The sequence below is a fragment of the Actinocrinis sp. genome, assembly GCF_035938995.1.
GTDB lineage: Bacteria > Actinomycetota > Actinomycetes > Streptomycetales > Catenulisporaceae > DASZGI01.
On sequence record NZ_DASZGI010000403.1, the window covers coordinates 11,455 to 29,024 of the forward strand.

General features: G+C 70.1%; 13 protein-coding genes. 5 read left to right on the forward strand and 8 right to left on the reverse strand.

Annotation, left to right across the window (positions count from 1 at the left end):
* Nucleotides 1-75: 75 nt before the first annotated feature.
* The 3 genes from VGZ32_RS27440 to VGZ32_RS27450 are packed head-to-tail and all read right to left on the reverse strand — an operon-like array spanning nt 76 to nt 4,306.
* Entirely contained in the window at nt 76-1,545 is a 1,470-nt protein-coding gene (locus VGZ32_RS27440) for a glycosyltransferase family 2 protein (RefSeq protein WP_326889121.1), read from the reverse strand.
* A complete protein-coding gene (locus VGZ32_RS27445) occupies nt 1,542-3,878 on the reverse strand; it encodes a glycosyltransferase (RefSeq protein ID WP_326889122.1) in 2,337 nt (778 codons plus the stop codon). The genes VGZ32_RS27440 and VGZ32_RS27445 overlap by 4 nt, the downstream gene beginning before the upstream one ends.
* Nucleotides 3,875-4,306 (reverse strand): GtrA family protein, encoded by a 432-nt coding sequence (locus VGZ32_RS27450; RefSeq protein WP_326889123.1) that lies wholly within the window; start codon nt 4,304-4,306, stop codon nt 3,875-3,877. The genes VGZ32_RS27445 and VGZ32_RS27450 overlap by 4 nt, the downstream gene beginning before the upstream one ends.
* Nucleotides 4,307-5,313: 1,007 nt before the next feature.
* On the opposite strand from VGZ32_RS27450, the gene VGZ32_RS29155 reads away from it, so the two are divergent.
* Complete coding sequence (locus tag VGZ32_RS29155; RefSeq protein ID WP_414642612.1) at nt 5,314-5,625, forward strand: TetR/AcrR family transcriptional regulator; 312 nt, start codon at nt 5,314-5,316, stop codon at nt 5,623-5,625.
* On the opposite strand, the gene VGZ32_RS27455 is transcribed toward VGZ32_RS29155, so the two are convergent.
* Together VGZ32_RS27455 and VGZ32_RS27460 are read right to left on the reverse strand one after the other, a co-directional pair.
* Nucleotides 5,541-6,848 (reverse strand): YhgE/Pip domain-containing protein, encoded by a 1,308-nt coding sequence (locus tag VGZ32_RS27455; protein WP_326889124.1) that lies wholly within the window; start codon nt 6,846-6,848, stop codon nt 5,541-5,543. The genes VGZ32_RS29155 and VGZ32_RS27455 overlap by 85 nt on opposite strands.
* Nucleotides 6,849-7,458: 610 nt before the next feature.
* Nucleotides 7,459-8,091, reverse strand: a complete 633-nt coding sequence (locus VGZ32_RS27460; protein WP_326889125.1) for a hypothetical protein — start codon at nt 8,089-8,091, stop codon at nt 7,459-7,461.
* Between the two features lie 291 nt (nt 8,092-8,382).
* Here VGZ32_RS27460 and VGZ32_RS27465 point away from each other — a divergent pair, with 291 nt between their 5' ends.
* From VGZ32_RS27465 to VGZ32_RS27480, 4 genes are all read left to right on the forward strand, one after another.
* On the forward strand, nt 8,383-8,910 hold the full coding sequence (locus tag VGZ32_RS27465) for a GNAT family protein (RefSeq protein WP_326889126.1): 528 nt from the start codon (nt 8,383-8,385) through the stop codon (nt 8,908-8,910).
* A 139-nt stretch (nt 8,911-9,049) separates the two neighbouring features.
* Nucleotides 9,050-9,565 (forward strand): hypothetical protein, encoded by a 516-nt coding sequence (locus tag VGZ32_RS27470; RefSeq protein WP_326889128.1) that lies wholly within the window; start codon nt 9,050-9,052, stop codon nt 9,563-9,565.
* A gap of 157 nt (nt 9,566-9,722) precedes the next feature.
* Nucleotides 9,723-10,946, forward strand: a complete 1,224-nt coding sequence (locus VGZ32_RS27475) for a sensor histidine kinase (protein ID WP_326889129.1) — start codon at nt 9,723-9,725, stop codon at nt 10,944-10,946.
* Nucleotides 10,943-11,701, forward strand: a complete 759-nt coding sequence (locus VGZ32_RS27480; RefSeq protein WP_326889130.1) for a response regulator transcription factor — start codon at nt 10,943-10,945, stop codon at nt 11,699-11,701. The genes VGZ32_RS27475 and VGZ32_RS27480 overlap by 4 nt, the downstream gene beginning before the upstream one ends.
* Here the strand turns inward: VGZ32_RS27480 and VGZ32_RS27485 are convergent.
* The 3 genes from VGZ32_RS27485 to VGZ32_RS27495 form a co-directional block, all read right to left on the reverse strand.
* Nucleotides 11,692-13,725 (reverse strand): AfsR/SARP family transcriptional regulator, encoded by a 2,034-nt coding sequence (locus tag VGZ32_RS27485; protein WP_326889131.1) that lies wholly within the window; start codon nt 13,723-13,725, stop codon nt 11,692-11,694. The two genes, VGZ32_RS27480 and VGZ32_RS27485, sit on opposite strands and share 10 nt — an antisense overlap.
* Before the next feature lie 34 nt (nt 13,726-13,759).
* On the reverse strand, nt 13,760-16,552 hold the full coding sequence (locus VGZ32_RS27490; protein WP_326889133.1) for an AfsR/SARP family transcriptional regulator: 2,793 nt from the start codon (nt 16,550-16,552) through the stop codon (nt 13,760-13,762).
* A 396-nt stretch (nt 16,553-16,948) separates the two neighbouring features.
* Nucleotides 16,949-17,570 (reverse strand): hypothetical protein (locus tag VGZ32_RS27495; protein WP_326889135.1); only part of this gene is annotated, 622 nt, incomplete at its 5' end.

Sequence of the window (17,570 nt, forward strand, 5' to 3'; positions counted from 1 at the left end):
CACGGCCGAAGGGCCGGGGACCGCGTGGTCCCCGGCCCTTCGGCCGTGCTCTTCCTGGCTGAGTTCGAAGAGCTCCTACGACACCGACTCTTCTTCGACCAGGCCGTGCTCGGTCAGCTCCCAGTAGTGCCGCCGGCTCGGCCGGATCAGCTGCCCCATCGCCTTGAACGACGCCACGCTCATCAGCCCCCAGTACAGCGGGACGCTCAGCATCGCCCGCACCCCGCGGTGCAGGCCGCGCTCCATGCACCCGGTCATCAGGCAGTAGCACATCAGCAGGTTGCCGATCACCATCGTGGCCATGCCCAGGTAGAGCACGGCGGCCGGGAACAGCACGGCGAGGTACTTCGTGCCTGTGGTCAGGTAGAGCACGGTCAGCGCCCAGAACACCGGGTTGACCAGTGTGGTGAACGTGGAGAACCCGACGGTGAGGTGGAACGCGAGGAACCGTTTGGTACCCAGCTCCCGCCACAGGCGCCACGGGTTGCGCATGTGCACCAGCCAGGTCTGGTAGTAGCCCTTGATCCAGCGGCTGCGCTGCCTGATCCAGTTGCCCAGCTTGGAGTTGGCCTCCTCCTCGGTGACCGAGACCATCATCCGCACGTCCCAGCCGCGCCGGGCGATCCGGATGCCGAGGTCGGCGTCCTCGGTCACGTTGTACGGGTCCCACGCGCCCAAGCGGCGCAGCGCGTCGGTGCGGAAGTGGTTGGAGGTGCCGCCCAGCGGAATCGCCAGCCGGTGCCGGTCCAGCCCGCGCAGCGAGAGGCTGAAGTTGGTGGCGTACTCCGCCGCGAAGCACCGGGTGAGCCAGTTGGTCCACGGGTTCCAGTACTGGAGCTCGGCCTGGACGCACACCACCCGGTCGGGCAGCGTGCGGAACGCGAGGACCGCCTTGCGCAGCTGGTCGCGGTCGGGCCGGTCTTCGGCGTCGTATATCACGCAGAACTCGCCGCGCGCCCGGCGCAGCCCGACGTTGCACGCCTTGGGCTTGGTCCGCGGCCCCTCCGGCGGGATGATCACCGTCTCGAACTGCGGTCCGGGATCGAGCTTCGCCAGCGCGCCGAGGGTCTCGTCGTCGTCCTGCTCGATCAGGAGCAGCACTTGAAGCTTCTCGGCCGGATAGTCCAGGTCCGACAGCCGCTTGAGCAGCGTCGGCAGGACGGCGCCCTCGCGGTGCAGCGGGACGAGCAGGGTGTAGAGGGGCAGCGCTTCGTCGGGCAGCGCGGTCAGGTCCTCGTCCTCGAACCTCAGGACCGGCGCGCCGCCCGCGCCGAAGACCAGGGCCAGCTTGAAGCCGATGACCGCGACGTAGATCACCGTGACGACCGCCACGGCGGCCTGGCCCCACCAGGCGAGGGACGGGCCGAGACCGGTGGCGGCGCGCAGCGCGAGCGGCGCCACGACCGCCAGCGCGGTCAGCGCCATGCCGACGGTCTGCGTGGTGCCCAGCAGACGCCGGGCGCTCAGCTCGTCGGGCAGCGTCGCGGTCTCGGTGGACTCTGAAGCGGTGACCTGGCCACGCATGGGTATGTGGATGATCGTCATCGGCCGTCCTTCCTCCGGTAGACGACGCGATCGGCGTCTTTGTACATGAGCTGATAAACGGTGCCCAGCTCGGGATTTCCGCTGAGCACCAGATCGGCGTCGTCCTGCTGACCGGGGGTGGTTCGCAGGTAGATCCATCGGATTCCGGCCGCCGCGGGGTCACGCAGCGCCGGTCCCCACATCTTGAAGCTGCCCTCGTAGACGATGTTCTGGGTGGGAATCCGCGACTCGAAGGTCACCGACTCGTTGCCGAAGGACTCCATGAGTACCTGGCCACCGTCGTAATGGGCGCGCAGCCAGCTGGCCGCGACCGTGTTCGCCTGCTCCGTCGGGGAGCTGCGGAACGCCTGCGCCTCCGCCAGCGTGGCCACGCCGGGCGTGCCGAGCGTGGAGACCACCACGCCCACACCGAGCGCCAGGCCGAGAGCCCGCCGCCACCGGTTGGGATGCCTCTTGAGGTGCGACTTGCGCACCGCGGCCATGGACATGCTGACCAGGTACCCGGCGAACACCGCGGTCGGCAGCAGCATCGCCGTGCCGAAACGCACGTTGTAGAGGCTCAGACCGCCGACTTCGGGCACGTGCAGCGGACGTTGCCCGGAGTAGAGCGAGTAGACGTAGAAGGGAAGGAGGGCCAGCAGCGCATACGGCGCGACGTCCGTGGACGCCAGCCTTGTGCGCACCAGATGGCAGAACAGACCGGCCTCGGCGAGCAGCAGTGCCGGAATGCCGATCACGTCCCGCATCGCGATCAGATAGGTCTTGAGCGCCGCGCCGAGGTGACCGATCGCCGGCTCGCCCTTGGCGACCCACAGCGACGGCTTGGCGAAGGCGCCGTCCTGCCAGTACATCGGATCGTGGAAGATGACCGCGTTCCAGGCCAGCCAGGCCGCGATGCCGGACAGCGCGATCAGCCCGAAGAAGATGACGTGCGCCTCGAGCATGCGCCAGTTGCGCCGGTGGCGCAGTCCGACGAACGCCACGACGCACAGGATGGCGATGCAGGTGATCCAGCCCTCGTATCGGGTCAGGGTCCCGAGCAGCGCTGCGGCCGAGCACGCGGCCAGGTCGCTGTATCGGCCGGACCGGCACCACCGGTCCAGGTAGTCGACGGCGACCGCGGCGCAGGCGAGCATGAGCGTCTCGGTCATGGCCGTGCTCTGCAGGTACAGGGCGTTGGCGTTAAGCATGAACACGCCAGCGGCCGCGTAGCCCGCCAGGCGCATGCCGCCGGACATCCGGGTCGCCAGCAGGTACAGGTACCGGGCCGTGATCACGAAGGCGAGCATCGAGACGACGCTCCCGGCGAAGCCGGACTGGTACCAGCCGCTCACCCAGACCAGCGGTAGTTCCAGGACTCCCGGCAACGGAAGCCAGACACCGCCCAACTGCGCCACGCCTGCCGTGGGACTCGCCACGACCCGCCGCGCGATCAGGACATGGGATAACGCGTCCGGGTAGGCGAGAGTCTGCCCCTGACGGCTGTAGTAGACATATGCGCCTATTGAGACGAAAAGCGCGGCGATGGTGACAAACGCCGCCCCCGTGTCCCGGGGCCGAAGCAACCTGCTGGTCCACCGCCATTTGTGGCCGGCCCGGGTCAAATCGGCGTATACCCGCAACAGGCCGGCGAGCGAGCGCAGGATGACCGAGAGCCGGGCCCCCGTCTGCTCGCCGTGGACGCGGGGATAGTGCCGCACCGGGTGCTCGAGGACCCGGGGATGGCTGATCCGGATCTTCGCCAGCAGTTCGGGCGATATCGCGGCGGCCTCGCCGTGCAGCTCGACGTCCTCCAGGCACTGCCGGTCGATGAGCTTGTAGGCGCAGTCCACGTCGCGGCTGCCGTGGCCGAGCAGCATCCGGCTGAGCACGGTCCACAGCCTCGCGTTGACCCGCCGGCGGATCGGGTCGGCCCGCTCCTCGCGGTAGCCGATGACGACGTCGGCCAGTTCCTCCTGCTGCACCCGCAGGAAGTCGAGCAGGTCGTCGGCTTTGAACTGGCCGTCGGAGTCGGTCAGCAGCAGCCGCCGCAGCTCGGTTTGCTCCATCGCGGCCCGGATGCCGGTGCGCACTGCGGCGCCGTAGCCCATGTTCTGCTCGTGGTGCACCGCGAGCACGCGTCCCGGATAACGGTCGGCGAGCGCGTCGAGCACGTCACCGGTGCTGTCCGGGCTGCCGTCGTCCACCACGACGACGCAGTGCGCGTGGCCGCCGCTCTCCAGGGTGCTGAGAAAGTCCTCGACGGTGGAGGCGAGATTGTCCTCTTCGCGGTAGGCCGGCATGACCACCGCGACCCCCTCTGTCCACCGCCGCACCAATACTGGTGTGGTCACCGGCCCTCCTTCGCCAAAGCGGGAACCAGCTCGGTGGCCGGGGCGGTGGGGGGCAGCTGCACGCCGCGGCGACCGCGGAAGACCACAATATCGCAGAGCGCGTAGTTGCCAACCGCCGCGACGAGGACGCCGAGGGCGCTGGCCCCCAGGTCGCCCAGCGGGCGGCACAGCTGGAATACACCCGTGTTGATGGCGAGGGTCAACAAGATCGAGGCGTTGAACGAGAGCCAGCGCGTCCTCACGGAGCTGGTGAAGGCGCCTTTACGGTCACCCCACGTGAACAACGTGCTGAGAGTGAAGTTCAGCTGCGCCGACAGCGCGAAGCCGAGGGCGTCGGCGGCTGTGGCGGGTACACCCGCAGCGGTGAATAGCCGCAGTACCAGGTACTGGAGCGAGAAACAGACGATGCCGACCGCCGCGAATCTCAAGGCACGGCGATACTTTTGTAACAATAGGCCCATGGCCCCCCCTTTGGATCATCAATTTGGCACACGTCATGCCTGGGACGATGACCGTCAACCCCGCCGATCCTAGTCGCTTGGTGTGTCCTCCTGCTTACGATTCAATGACTTCCGCGGCGATCTTTCCCGGGCGCCCGATGCATCCCCCGTAACATTCAGCGCGGATTGCGCGCCGCGTCAACCCCCGCACTCGTACAAATTATCCAAGCAAGGGCGCGAAGGTGCACGCGCAGATGAGCGGTGGCGACCTCGCGCGTCCGCGTGCTCCGGAGCGCCCCGGACCCGGGCCGTCGAGCCGCGGTGCCGCCGCGCGGGACGTGGCCGCCGGTCCGAAACGCGTGACAGGGAGAGCCCATCCACTACACTGAAGCATGCGCCTTCTGGAAATCGTCGGCGCTCTATGGCTGGCGTCCTCTGTTTTCGTACTCGCGGTGGTCAGCCTCAACGGCCGACGACTTAATCGACACGTTCCGATGCCCCACGAAGTCAGCGATTCCCCGGATTCGAGTGAATCTGAACATTGCGAATCCGCGGAGTGACCGCTCGTTGAATTCCGAAATTCGTCGGATGAATTTACGCGCCTGCGAAGCGTGCGACGGGCACCGCGGCGCCGACGGTCAGCGGTCGATGATCTGAGCGCGTACCTCCGTCGAATCAACTATTTGAGGTATTTGCGCGTTTTGCGTCGGCGAACATCAGCTCGAACCGAGGGCGCGCAGCCGCCTGTCACAGATTTGATGTTGTGACAGTGGGAGCCTTTGCGGGCTGCCGATTCCGGACCTTGAGGCGCGACTCTCCGCCCAAGAGCGCCGCCCCATCGCGCAGCCTTCGCTCGGCGCGACGGCGGGCTGCTCGCGGATCTGGCGATTGAGACAAGAACGTGACATCTCCGTCGCGGCCCCGTGCCCTCACGATGTTGACAACGTAAACTCGTAAGGTGACGAAGTCGTCGATATCGGTGGGTGAGGACGAACGTGGCCGTTGACGTTGCCCAGCGGGACAGCTACCACCACGGGGATCTGTACAACGCCCTGGTCGAGGCGGCCGTGGACCTCGCGCGGTCCGGCGGGCCGGAGGCGGTGGTGCTGCGGAAGGTAGCGCGCCGGGTGAGCGTCTCGGTGACCTCGGCGTACCGGCACTTCGCCAGTCAAGCGGCGGGGAGAATGCCCTCCCCGCCGCTCGGTCTGCGCCGGTTGACTTCCTACGCTTGCGGTTCAGGCTCCCGCACGGGACGGGCGGCCGCCGCCTGCTGCTCCGCGAGCTGCGCCGCCTGCGCCCGCTCGTAGGCACTGACGCGGTGGCGGCCGGTCCGGTCGTAGAAGACGCTGACGGCGAGGCCGATCACGAGCGCGGCCACCAGCCAGAGCGCGATCACCGCCACGCTGCCGGCGAGCCCGGGTCCGCCGGTCGGGAAGATCAGGACCCTGGTCGCGTCGGTGACGTGCCGCATCAGCAGGAACTGGCCCAGGTCGCGGAACGCCCCCGGCTGCAACGCGGGCGGGACCGAGCCGCCGGACGACGGCACGCCGAACACCAGCAGGACGATCGTGGCCACGAGCGCTCCCGGTGCTCCGATCACGGCGATCAGGGCGAGCGCGAGCACCCCGGCGGTGATGACGCCGAGCACGGACACCGCCCACAGGCCGAACGGATGCTGGACTGGCATGCCGAGCGCGAGGGTGGAGAGCAGTTCGATTGCGGTCGCGGCCACCACGCCGCACCCGGCCATGACGACCGTCTTGGCAAGGAGGGTCTGCGTCCGGTTGATCGGCAGCGGCGGGTGGGTGGACCGCTTGTGCAGGAATTCGCGGGCGGCGTACCCGAGCGCGCTGTCGACGCCGGAGCCCAGCAGCTGGGCGATCAGGAAGCCGGCCAGGATCAGGACGAGGGTGTAGTAGAACGGCGACATCCCGTTCGCGCTGTGCGTCGGCGTCGCGGCGATCGGCGCGACGGTGACCTTGATCGGATCGGACAGCAGCAGCCTGCCCGCTCCGGAGAGACCGGCGGACGGCGGAACCTGCGCGACGATCTGGCTGCCCAGGCCCTGCGAGAGCGAGGCGAGCACTCCCTGCGCGGTGCCATCGGCGACGCCCATGGCCGAAGGGCCGGCATACGGATCGCTCAGCACGGTGATCTGCGCCGGGGCGGGCGTGCCCTGCGGATCGGTGAGCGCGAGGACGCGCGCGGTGAAGTCGGCCGGGATCACGACCGCGGCGTAGGCCGTTTCCCGGGTCAGCAGATCACGGGCCTGCGCCTCGTTGCCTGCCAGGACCCATTGGGCGGCGTCGCGCGCTCCTCCGGTGGTGATCTGCGCGGTCAGCGCGGCACCGAAGTCACGACCGTCCGCGCCGCGGTCGGCGTTCACCCACGCGATGGGGATCTTCTGGCCGGGGGCGTCGGAGTTCAGCGAGCCGCCGAGGTAACCGACGGCAAGCACAATGGACAGCAGCGCCCCGAACAGGGTGAACACCCAGATCTTGGGGACGCGCAACAGCGCGGAGGCACGCATGGATTCCATCCTTCGTGGTTCGGGGACCGCGGGCCGGCCGGAGAGATCGCCTGGTATTTACGCCGTAAACATAGGCGATGCGAACAGTGTCAACATTGGGGTGCGTGACGCCGGCCGCCCGCCCCAGCGGGTGGCTCGGCCTGGAGATCCCCGGCTCGGACTTCAGCGCCCGCCCATAGCGTGAGCGGTCGCCACACAGGCCGACGGCGCGGTCGTACCCGACCGCGGCCGTGGCCTCGATGCCCCGAATTCGAGGTTCCTCGCAGTTCGCCTTCGCGCTGTACGCCTTGTCCGCCGCCCCCCACCGCGGACGGGTTCGCGTGCGCCCGACACCGACACGCAGCACTCCAATAGCCTCCAAAACCGCGCTAAACCGCGGGCTGTGGCCCGGGCCTGGCCGGTGGTCTTGGTGGTTGAGGATTTCCCCTCAGGGATCTTCCCGTCAGGAGCCTGCGACACACGCCGCGATCCCCGATTTGTCGTGGAGTTCACCGGCACGAAACCGCTCCGGCGCGGCGGGGCGCGCAACAAACGGCGGCCTCCCCAGACAGGAATCTGGGGAGGCCGCCGACTGGCCGCACGGTCAGGTCGTGCAGAGCATGATCACGCGTCACTCCGAGGGCGGCACGTCACCGCCGTCGGCGCCGGACTCGTCGCCGTACGCACCGGCGTCGCCGGACGATCCGGGATCGCCGCCGGACGAGCTCTGCGCGCTCGAGTCGTCGCCGGAGGAACCCGTGCCACCCGTGCTGGAGTCGTCGCCGTTGATGAGGTTGTAGGCCGTGTCGCCCAACCAGTTTCCGGCGGTCTGCAGCGCCCCCTGGATCGTGTGGTGCGCGTCCGTGCTCTCGCCGCCGCCGTCGGCCGCGTTCGTGAGATCCCAGGCGCCCTCGGCCAACCCGAGACCGCCATAGGTCGCGACGTTCCCCGCCGCCTCCGCCATGCTCAACGCGTGGTCGGCGGCTCCGTCCCAGTCACCCTCGATGGCGCTCCCGATCGCGGCGCCCGCGTGGTAACCGGTCTGCAGCACACCGGCGACCTCGCTGATGCCGGGAATCACGTCGGCGTCCGAGGCGACCAGCTTCGCGGCGTCCTCGGCCGTGGCACCCGCCGCCTCGAACGCGCTCGCCGCCTCCTCGCCCGTCGACTCGATGAAGTGCCCGGTCGCCTCCAAGGCGCCGTCGACGGTGTGCTCGACGCCGTCGAACCAGCTGCCGCCACCGCTCTCGTCGGTCTCGCTCATCCTGCGGCTCCCCTCCTGCCTTGCCTGCGCGGCCCCCGCGATACCGGGCGGCCCTCCGATGCCGATGACGGTAGGGATGGCGCTCAATAGGCAGCAATGGACTGCGGCACACCCTGCCTCGATGGCCGCGATGTCTGCCCGAAGGCGCATCGAGGTGCACGTTCGTGCCGCGCGGCGACCTTGTCCGGACCCGGCGGCGCCGCGAATTCCCGGATGGGCGGCGGCTCGGCGCGAGCCGGATCAGGAGGTGGTGTCTTATTTGTTCTTCGAAGTCGAGGTTAGTCTGGCGCCATGTCGGATCTCGTACGCCTGCGCCCCATCGTCGAGAGCGATCTCGACGCCGCCGAACGTCTCTACGAGGACCCCGAGGAGGCCGGGGAGTTCGACTTCTTCGGCTTCCGCAACCCCGGTTCGCTGCGGCAGCAATGGGAGCGGGGCTTCCTGTCCGCGGAGGGCGGGCGTCTGGCGGTCGCCGCGGCCATCGACGGCCGCTTCGTCGGCGAGGTGCAATGGCACCAGGTCCTCCAGGGACCCGCCTCGCCGTGCTGGAACATCGGCATCTCGCTGCTGGCCGTCGAGCGCGGCAAGGGCTATGGCAAGCGCGCCCAGCGTCTGCTCGCCGAGTACCTGTTCGCGCACACCAAGGTCAACCGGATCGAAGCGGGCACCGAGGTCGTCAACATCGCCGAGCAGCGGGCGCTGGAGTCGGCCGGCTTCACCCGCGAGGGCGTACTGCGCGGCGCCTGCTTCCGCCGCGGCGCCTGGCGCGACATGGTCAGCTACTCCATCCTGCGGTCCGAGGTCCCGCTCGACGGCTGACCAGCGCGAACAACGCTGCGCACGACGATCGCGGGGGCCGTCGGCCGCGCGCGTCAACCCGTGGGTTGACGGCGGAGCCAACCCGCGGACCAACCCCGCGGCCGACGAATCCGGCCCGCCGCGGCGGCATTCTCAAGCCATGACCACTACTGATTACGTCATCGCCGCCGTGCTTGTCCTTCTGGTCGTCCCGCAGATCCGGGGCACCCGGCTCACCCTGCGCAACCTCATCCTCCCGGTCGTGCTGGTCGCCGCGGCGGCCGCCTACTACCTCAAGTCGGTTCCGACCCAGGGCCACGACGTGCTGCTGGACGTCGTCTGCGTGGCCGTCGGGGCTCTGCTCGGCATCGGCTGCGGGCTCGCCACCCGGTTCGTGCGGGACTCCGGGGGATTCCTGGTCGCCAAGGCCGGGTTCGTGGCCGCGGTGCTGTGGATCGTCGGCATGGCGTCGCGCACGGGCTTCGAGTACGCCGCGACGCACAGCGGAGCCCACGCCATCGCGGACTTCAGCCGCAGCAACTCGATCACCGGTTCCGACGCCTGGACCGCGGCGCTGCTGCTGATGGCCCTGGCCCAGGTGATCGCCCGCCTCGTCACCGTCCGGCTCAGAGGGCGCGTCCACGACGCTCGTCCGGCCGCGCTCGCGCGGGCCTGACCCCATGGCCGCCGAGCCGATCCGGCTCGCGCCGCACACAGTGCTTGTGCAAACCGCGCCTATGCAAACCGCGCTGCCGACCAGGACCCCCGCCCGCGGGATCCGGTCGGCGGCGGTCGCGCCGCTCCACCGCCGTTCCGCTCCTATTATTCAGACCGTGACGGACTCTCCCACCGAGGCGCCTCCGCCGCTCAGCCCGCGGATGGCCCTCGCCGTGGCCCGGATCCGCGACCGGCGCGAGCGGTGGAGCGCCAGGATGCGGCCCGTGCTGTGGGCGGTCCTGGTCTCTCTCGCGGTCGCCTCGACGCGCGGCCGGCCGGCGCCCGGATGGTCGGGCGCCGGCCTGGCCGTCACCATCGTTCTGGCCGGCTGCCTCGTGCCGATGATCGCCGCCGCGGCGAAGCGATGGCCGCTGGAGACCGAGGTGCAGTGCGCGGCGCTTTCCGTGTGCATCGGCGGTTTCGGCATCGCGTTGGCCGCCTTGCAGGTCAACGGGGTCGCGACGCTGCCGGTGTCGGTGGCCGTGATGACCGCGTTCATGTTCCTGGAGCGCAAGCTGGCCGCTCTCGTCGGCGGGGCGGAGCTCGTCGGGCTGTTCGCGGCCATCCTCCTGGAGCCGAACGCGAGCCTGATCAACGCCCTCACCCTGGCTCTCTTCTGTGCGGTCCTGGGGGTGGCGGCCTGGTCCATGCGCCAGGCGGGGCAGAGCACGGACCGCGCCGAACTGCTGCTGGCCCAGCTCGAGGACGCCCGAGACGCGGAGGCCGCGGCGGTCGCGCTGGCCGAGCGGACCCGGATCGCCCAGGAACTGCACGACGTGCTCGCCCAATCGCTCTCCGGTCTGGCGATCCAGATGGAGGCGGCGCGGCGGCTGGCCCGGCGCCCGCACGTGGACGAGAACCTGCGGGAGCTGATCGACCGCTCGGGGAAGCTGGTCAAAGAAGGGCTGGCCGACGCGCGCCGCGCCGTCGGAGCGCTGCGCGGCGACGAGGTGCCGTCGGTGGACCGGCTGTCTGAGCTCGTCGACCGCTACCGCTGCGATCTGGAGCTGGACGTGACGCTGGCCGTCACCGGCGCCCGCAGAGACCTGCCGATCGACGCCGGGTTCGCGCTCTACCGGGGCGCCCAGGAGGCGCTGACGAACGCGGCGCGTTACGCGCGCGGCTCGCAGACACAGGTCACCCTGTGTTACGGCAAGGATGTCACGATCTTGACTATCGAGGACCGGCGGACCGATCCCGGCCCCGCCCTCGCGCCGGTAACGACCGGATCGGGCCTGGGCCTGACCGGGATGAGCGAGCGCGTCGCGGCGGTCGGTGGCACGGCTACCGCCGGACCCACCAAGCAGGGCTGGCTGGTACGGATGGAGATTCCCGCATGACCGGCGAGTACGGCGACGGGCCGGACCCGATCCGGGTCCTGATCGCCGACGACCAACGGGTGGTGCGCGACGGACTCGTGCTGCTGATCGGCCTGCTCGACGGGATCGAGGTCGTCGGCGCGGCGCGCGACGGCGCAGAGGCGGTCAGTATGGCCGAGCAGCTGAGGCCTGACGTGGTGCTCATGGACTTGAGCATGCCGGTGCTCGACGGTACCGCCGCGACGGCGGCACTGCGCGAACGCGCCCCGGAAAGCAATGTGTTGGTATTGACCACCTATGCGGACGACAACGCGGTCTTCCCGGCACTGCGGGCCGGAGCGCGCGGCTACCTGACGAAGGACGCTGACAGCGACCAGATCGAGACGGCGATCCGGAACATCCACGCCGGCCGCACTTGGCTCGATCCGATCGTGCAGGAGCGGCTCGTCGCAGCTGCGCTGGGGTCCGGCGGCGGCGCGACCGGAGCGGCCAGGGCGAGCGCCGGGCAGCCGGGCACAGCCGACGAAGACACCGCCGGGCCGTGCGCGGACGCGGCGGGCGGGCGCGTACTGCCCGACGGCCTGACGCCGCGCGAGGCGGAAGTCCTCGTCCTGATCGCGGACGGCCTCTCCAACGCGCAGATCTGCGCGCGGCTGGTGGTCAGCCAGGCGACGGTGAAGACGCACATCAACCGGATCTTCGCGAAGATCGGCGCGCACGACCGAGCGCAAGCCGTGCGATACGCCTACCGCAACAATCTCGCAGGTCAGGACTGAGCCGCCGACCAGCCGGCGAAGCGCGTCAAGGCTTCAGCGCGCTCGGCCGACGTGAAGTCGGTGTTCGCCAGCTGCGCGGTGTATAGCCTCGGCAGTTCTTCGAGCTCGTATTGTCCGGGCCGTCTCGGTTCGAGCAGATGGACGGCGACGAGCTGGTCGACAGCCGCCCGAACCCGTGCGGTGTCCGGATCTCCGGTGAGCGCTGCGGCGGCCGGAACGCTGATCGGCGGTGCCGGCACGATGCCGAGCAGTCGGAATAAGCGGTCTGCCTCCGGTGACAGGGTTCGACGTGAGGCTGTGAGCGCCGCACGGATGTCGCCCGCCGGGTCCTGATTGTTGGCGAGGATGTCAAGCCTCGTATGCTCGTCGCGCGCCTGCTCGACCAGGCTGGACAGCCGGAGCCGCGGATCGCGGCTCACCCGTTCCGCCGCGATGCACAGCGCCAGCGGAAGACCCGCGCACAGGACGGCGAGTTCGGCGACCGCCTCCGGTTCGGCGGCGGCGCGCGGCGCCCCGATCTTCGCGACGAGCAGATCGACCGCGGCCCGCTGTGGCAAGCGCGCCAGCGTCACGCGCTGGGCGCCGTTGCGGGAGGTCAGGCCGCGCAGCTGATTGCGGCTGGTCACCAGGACGTGGCCGCCTCGCCCTGGAAGCAGCGGCCTGACTTGATCGGCGTCGGCGGCGTCATCGAGCACGATCAGGACCCTGTGATCCGCCAGTGTGCTGCGGAGCAGGGCGGATCGATCGTCCAGCGTTTCCGGCAGCCGGTCGGCCGGGACTCCCAGCGACGCGAGCAGCATTGCGACCGCCACCGTCGGCGGAAGCGGAGCCTGCGAGCTGTCTGCACAGAAGCCGCCCAGGTCGAGGTAAAGCTGCCCGTCGGGAAACCGGTCTCGGACCCGGTGCGCCCAGTGCACCGCCAAGGCGCTCTTGCCGACCCCGGCCGGTCCGTCCACTGTCGCGAGGAACAGCGCCGAATCCCGGGAGCGCGCAAGGAGGGCATCAAGGCTCTCCAGCTCCGCTTCCCGGCCGGCGACGAAGCCGAGGTCCGCGCGAAGTTGCCGGGGCGGCTCGCCGCGTCTCGTGCCGTGTCCGGGATCGCTGTCGGGAACTACCGTCCGGCTCGCCACGCCGGGTTCGGCGGATACCGGACGGGCCGTGAGCAGCCGCTGATAGACGGCGCGCAGTTCGCGGGAGGGCTCGATGCCGAGCCGGTCCGCGAGGTGTCTCCTGGCTTCGTGATAAGCATTGACCGCCTCGGCCGGTGCACCTGCCTGCGCGAGCGCGACGAGCAACTGGCGCCACAGTGACTCGCGCAGCGGATACCTGGCGGTCAATGCCCGCAGCTCAGGCACAATCAACGCGCCTCGGCCGGCTGCCAGATCGATCTCGAGGCGCAGTTGGTGTGCGCCGATCCGCTCCTCCTCCAGCGCCAGCGCCACCTCGCCTTCCGCGGTCCTGATGCGCAGACCTTCGAAGGGTTCGCCCCGCCACAGCCGGAGCGCCAAGGACAGCAACTCGCTCGCCTTGGCCGGGTCGTCGTCGCGGGCCGCGTTCGCCTCCGCGACCAGGCGGCGGAACCTCCACAGGTCGACGTGTTCCGGATCGACGTCGAGGGTGTAGCCCGCCGCGCTCGTCGTGATCGTAGGCGTGTTCAGGGTCTGGCGAAGCCGCATGACGAGGCTCTGAAGGCTGCCGCGCACCCGGTTGGGCGGGTTCTCGCCCCAGACCGCGTCGGCCAGCGCCTCGACGCCGACCGGTCGGCCCGCCGACAGCGCCAGCAGCGCCAACACCACGGCCGGGCGGTCCCCGCGCAGTTCGACCGACGCCCCGCCGACCCGCACCTCCAGCGGACCGAGCAGCCCGACCCGCACATCCGCCACGCCGACCACCGCACTCCCGAACGCCTCCGGATCGGCGGCGATCACGGTGCGGGGCGAGCCGCCGGGAATCTCCGCCGTGCGCCCGATGATCGCACCCCCTCGGCAATCACGCTGACAGCGCAGATAGTCACTCTCCTCCACGTCGCCGACAAGCGCGAATCGTTATCGGGTTATCTCAGGACCTGTCGCCGTCGAGTTCTTCGAGCAGCTCTCGCACGTCGCGTACGGCGGCGCCGTCCGCCGCGGCGACCCCGCCGAGGAGTGTCAGGGCTCGGGACAGCGCCTCGCGGCCGGCATCGCGCTCGCCGCCGTCGGCCAGGATCCGGCCGAGCAGAATCAGCGCGGTCACCTCACCATCCACGTTGTCGATGTCGCGGCAGATCTGCGCGGCCTCCCGGACCGCGTCGACCGCCTGCTGATGGCGGCCCAGACAGTGTTGGGCCTCGGCGATGTTACACAAAGCGCGGGCGGCTGTATCGCGCTCGCCGCGCTTTCTGTGCTGCTCGAGCCCTTCGTATCCGTACGCGAGAGCGTCCTCGAACTTGCCCAACGCCCCATAGGCGCCGGCCAGATTGACACGCACCGGGAGATCGTCGGCGTAGCGCGAATCCAACGCCTCGTGGAGCGCTGTGACCGCCTGCTCAGCGTCGCCCGCCATCAGCCGCGCCAGGCCGATCTGGACGAGGACGGTCGGGCGCTCGACACCGTCGTAGTCGTCGGGGATAAGGCGCAGGGCTTCGGTGTAGAACGCGAGCGCGTCTTCGCGGTGTCGCTGGTACAGGTAAGTGGTCCCGAGGCTGCTGTACAGGCGCGCCTCGGTCAGAGCGTCACCCGAGCCGCGCGCGAGCCGACACAGGGTCGCCCATTCGTCCCAGTAAGGTCGATTGTTGTAGAAGGCCCGCATCTGCCAGAGAAGGTCAGCGGCGACGGACTTCGAAGCCGGTGCGGACTGTTCGGCCGTCCGGCGGATCAGCGTGACCAGATTCGCGTGTTCGGCGTCGAACCACGCCAGGGCTTCGCCGTAGTCGCCGAATTCGAGCGGTGCGATCGGCTCGGGCGCCGCGGGGACGGCTTCGGAAGTCGGCCGCAGACGGTGCTGGGCCCGCAATGCCGTGGCGAGATACCAGGCGGCGAGCCGGTCGGCCGCGTCTCGGGCCTCGGCGTCGGGCTCCTCGTGACGCAGCCGGTCGAGCGCATACGCCCGCAGCAGGTCGTGCATCGCGAAGTGGTCCGCGGCTGGGGTCTCGACCAGATGCGCGGCGACGAGTTCGTCGAGCTGGGGGAGCGCCTTCGCCGCAGGGACGCCCACGAGCGCGGCCGCCGCTCCGACGTGGATGCCGCCAGAGGGGTGGAGGCTGAGCAGCCGGAACGCGCGTGCCGCCGACGCGCTCAGGCGCCGGTAGGACCAGGTGAACACGGCGTGCAGGTCGGCGCCGGAGTCCTCGTCGGCGCCGAGTGTGTCCAATCGTGAATGCTCGTCGCGCAGTTCGGCCGCGAGGTCGGCGAAGGACGCGTCGGGCTGGCGCTGGGCGTATTCGGCCGCGATGGCCACCGCCAGCGGCAGCCGGGCGCACAAGTTGACCAGCTGCGCCGCGGCCTGCCGCTCTCGGTCGGTGCGTTCGGCCCCGGCGATACGGCCCAGGAGCGTGATCGCCTCCGGTTCGCCGAAGGCACGGAGGGTGAGGCGGTGGGCGTCGTTGACGGCGGCGAGTCCGCGCAGTTGGTCGCGGCTCGTGGTCAGTAGCAGACAGCCGGGGCCGGGCAGCAGCGGCCGCACATGCTGGCTGTCGCGCGCGTTGTCCGCCACGATCAGGATTCGGCGCCCGGCCGTGGCGGCGCGGAAGAGGGCGGCGCGTGCGCCGAGCTGCTCGGGGATCTGGTCGGCCTTGTGCCCGAGCGCGACGAGGAACGACGCCAGGACGCTCGTCGCCTCGGTCGGCGCGTCGAGGTCGTAGCCGCGCAGGTTCGCGTAGAGCTGGCCGCCGTCGAACCACTCGGAAACGCTGTGCGCCCACTGCACGGCCAGCGTCGTCTTGCCGACCCCCGCGGTGCCGTCGACTGCGAGGACCAGGTTGCGTTCGCCGTCCGGGGGCCGCTGCACGAGCAGCCGGGCCAGGGCAGCGAGTTCTTCATCGCGCCCGGTGAAGCGGGCGGTCGCGCCGGGCAACTGGCGCGGAACGCGGCGCGTCGGTGTCTGCACTTTCACCACGGCCGGTCGCGACGGAAGGAGGACGGGGTCGTCTCGCAGAATCTTGGTGTGCAGCTCGCCGACCCGCTGCCCGGCCGCGCAGTCCATTCCCGATCCGAGCGCCGCCTTCAGGCCGCTGTAGACGTGAACTGCCTCCGCGCGCCGCTCGGATCGGTAGAGCGCGAGCATAAGCTGCTCGGCCAGTCCCGCCCGCGCCGGGTGCGCCCGCACCAGAGGTGACAGTTCATTGACGACGTCAGCGTGCCGCCCCAGCCTCAGGTACCACGACGCCCGCCGCTCGCACACGCGCAGATACCGGTTGGTCAAGCTGGCAGCGGCCTCGGTGACGAACGGCGCCTCGACCCCGCCGAGCACCGGCTCGCTCCACAGAGCCAGCGCGTCGTCGAACGCGGCGACGGCTCCCTCCCCGTCTCCGGCCTCTTCCGCGCTCCGGGCCTGCGCGAGATGACCGTCGAACCGGAGTAGGTCGAGGTGATCGGCATCGGTACGCAGCAGGTAACCGGCGTCGTGCGTCTCGATCAGCCCGGGGCCGAGGATCTTGCGCAGGCGGGAAACGCCGCCGTAGACGGCCGAGCGCGGGTCGTCCGGTTCGCGCCCGCCCCACACCTGGTGGGCGATGGCGTTCGCGGACACGAGCCGGTTGGGCGAGAGGAGCAGCACGGCCAGGATCGCGGTCACGCTCCCGCGGCCGACCGCCACCTGCCCGTCCGCGCGCCGTACCCGCAGCGGGCCCAGCACGGTGAACGTCGTCTTGGACATCGGTTGCGGCGCCTCCCTCTGTCCGGACCGGTGACCCCGCATCAACCCCGGCCCGTTGTGCGCCTCACTTTACGATCCGACGGCGGGCGCAGAGACCTCCCCGCGCACGCGCCGTCGACCCACGCCGGCGCCCGGGCCACCACGCCCCCTGCTGCGTGATGGATCAGCGCCGCCGTGCCACCGAGCACCCGGCCCGCCGCCCATGACGACGGCCCCGTGACCGGACGCGCTCGGAGCAGTAACGCACGGCGTGCTGTCAGATCGCTGTCACGGCGCCGTCATGGCAGGTCGACGACCATCAGGGCCGCTAAGGCACGTAGCACATACACATGCCGGCGGAGGCGACCATGGTCGCCTCCGCCGGGTTACTCAGGGGGTTCGCTTGCTGACGGGTTCCTAGATGCCGTCGTCGCGCTGCACGTCATCACGAGGAGCCACGCGCTCGTCGGGCGTGATCACCTGCTCGCGCTCCTCGAGCACGGTGGGCATCTCCTCCGGGGTGCGCGGCGCGAGCATGCCGCCGATGATCAGCACGACCCCGCCGACCAGCGCCAGCCAGGCCCCGGCCTGCATGCTGTGGTCGGCGGAGCGGTACACCTCGACGGCGAACAGGATGAACAGCACGATGCCGAGCGCTCCGGCCAGCCGGCTGAGCCAGCCGGTGCGGTCGATCAGCCCGAGCACCGCGATGATCCCGATCAGGATGGCGATCCCGCCGACGGTCTGCACGATGTCGGAGCGGGTGGTGAAGTCGATCTTGACTAGGCTGCGGTTGGTGATGCTCGTGGCGCTCGTGTCGCGGGTCCAGTTCAGGAAGGCCCCGACGACCAGCGCGGCACCGCCGAGCAGCGTGAGCAGAAGCCGGCCTGCCTCCAGGCCGGGGCGGGCGGCGGTGTAGCCCGTCCGGTGGACCGTGTGCATGGCCATGTCGTTGACCTCCAGTTCGGGGGCACGGTTCGCCTCCGAATGCCCCGCGAACTGCGGATCAAACGGAAAGTGGCCGGAACCGGGTCGGCGC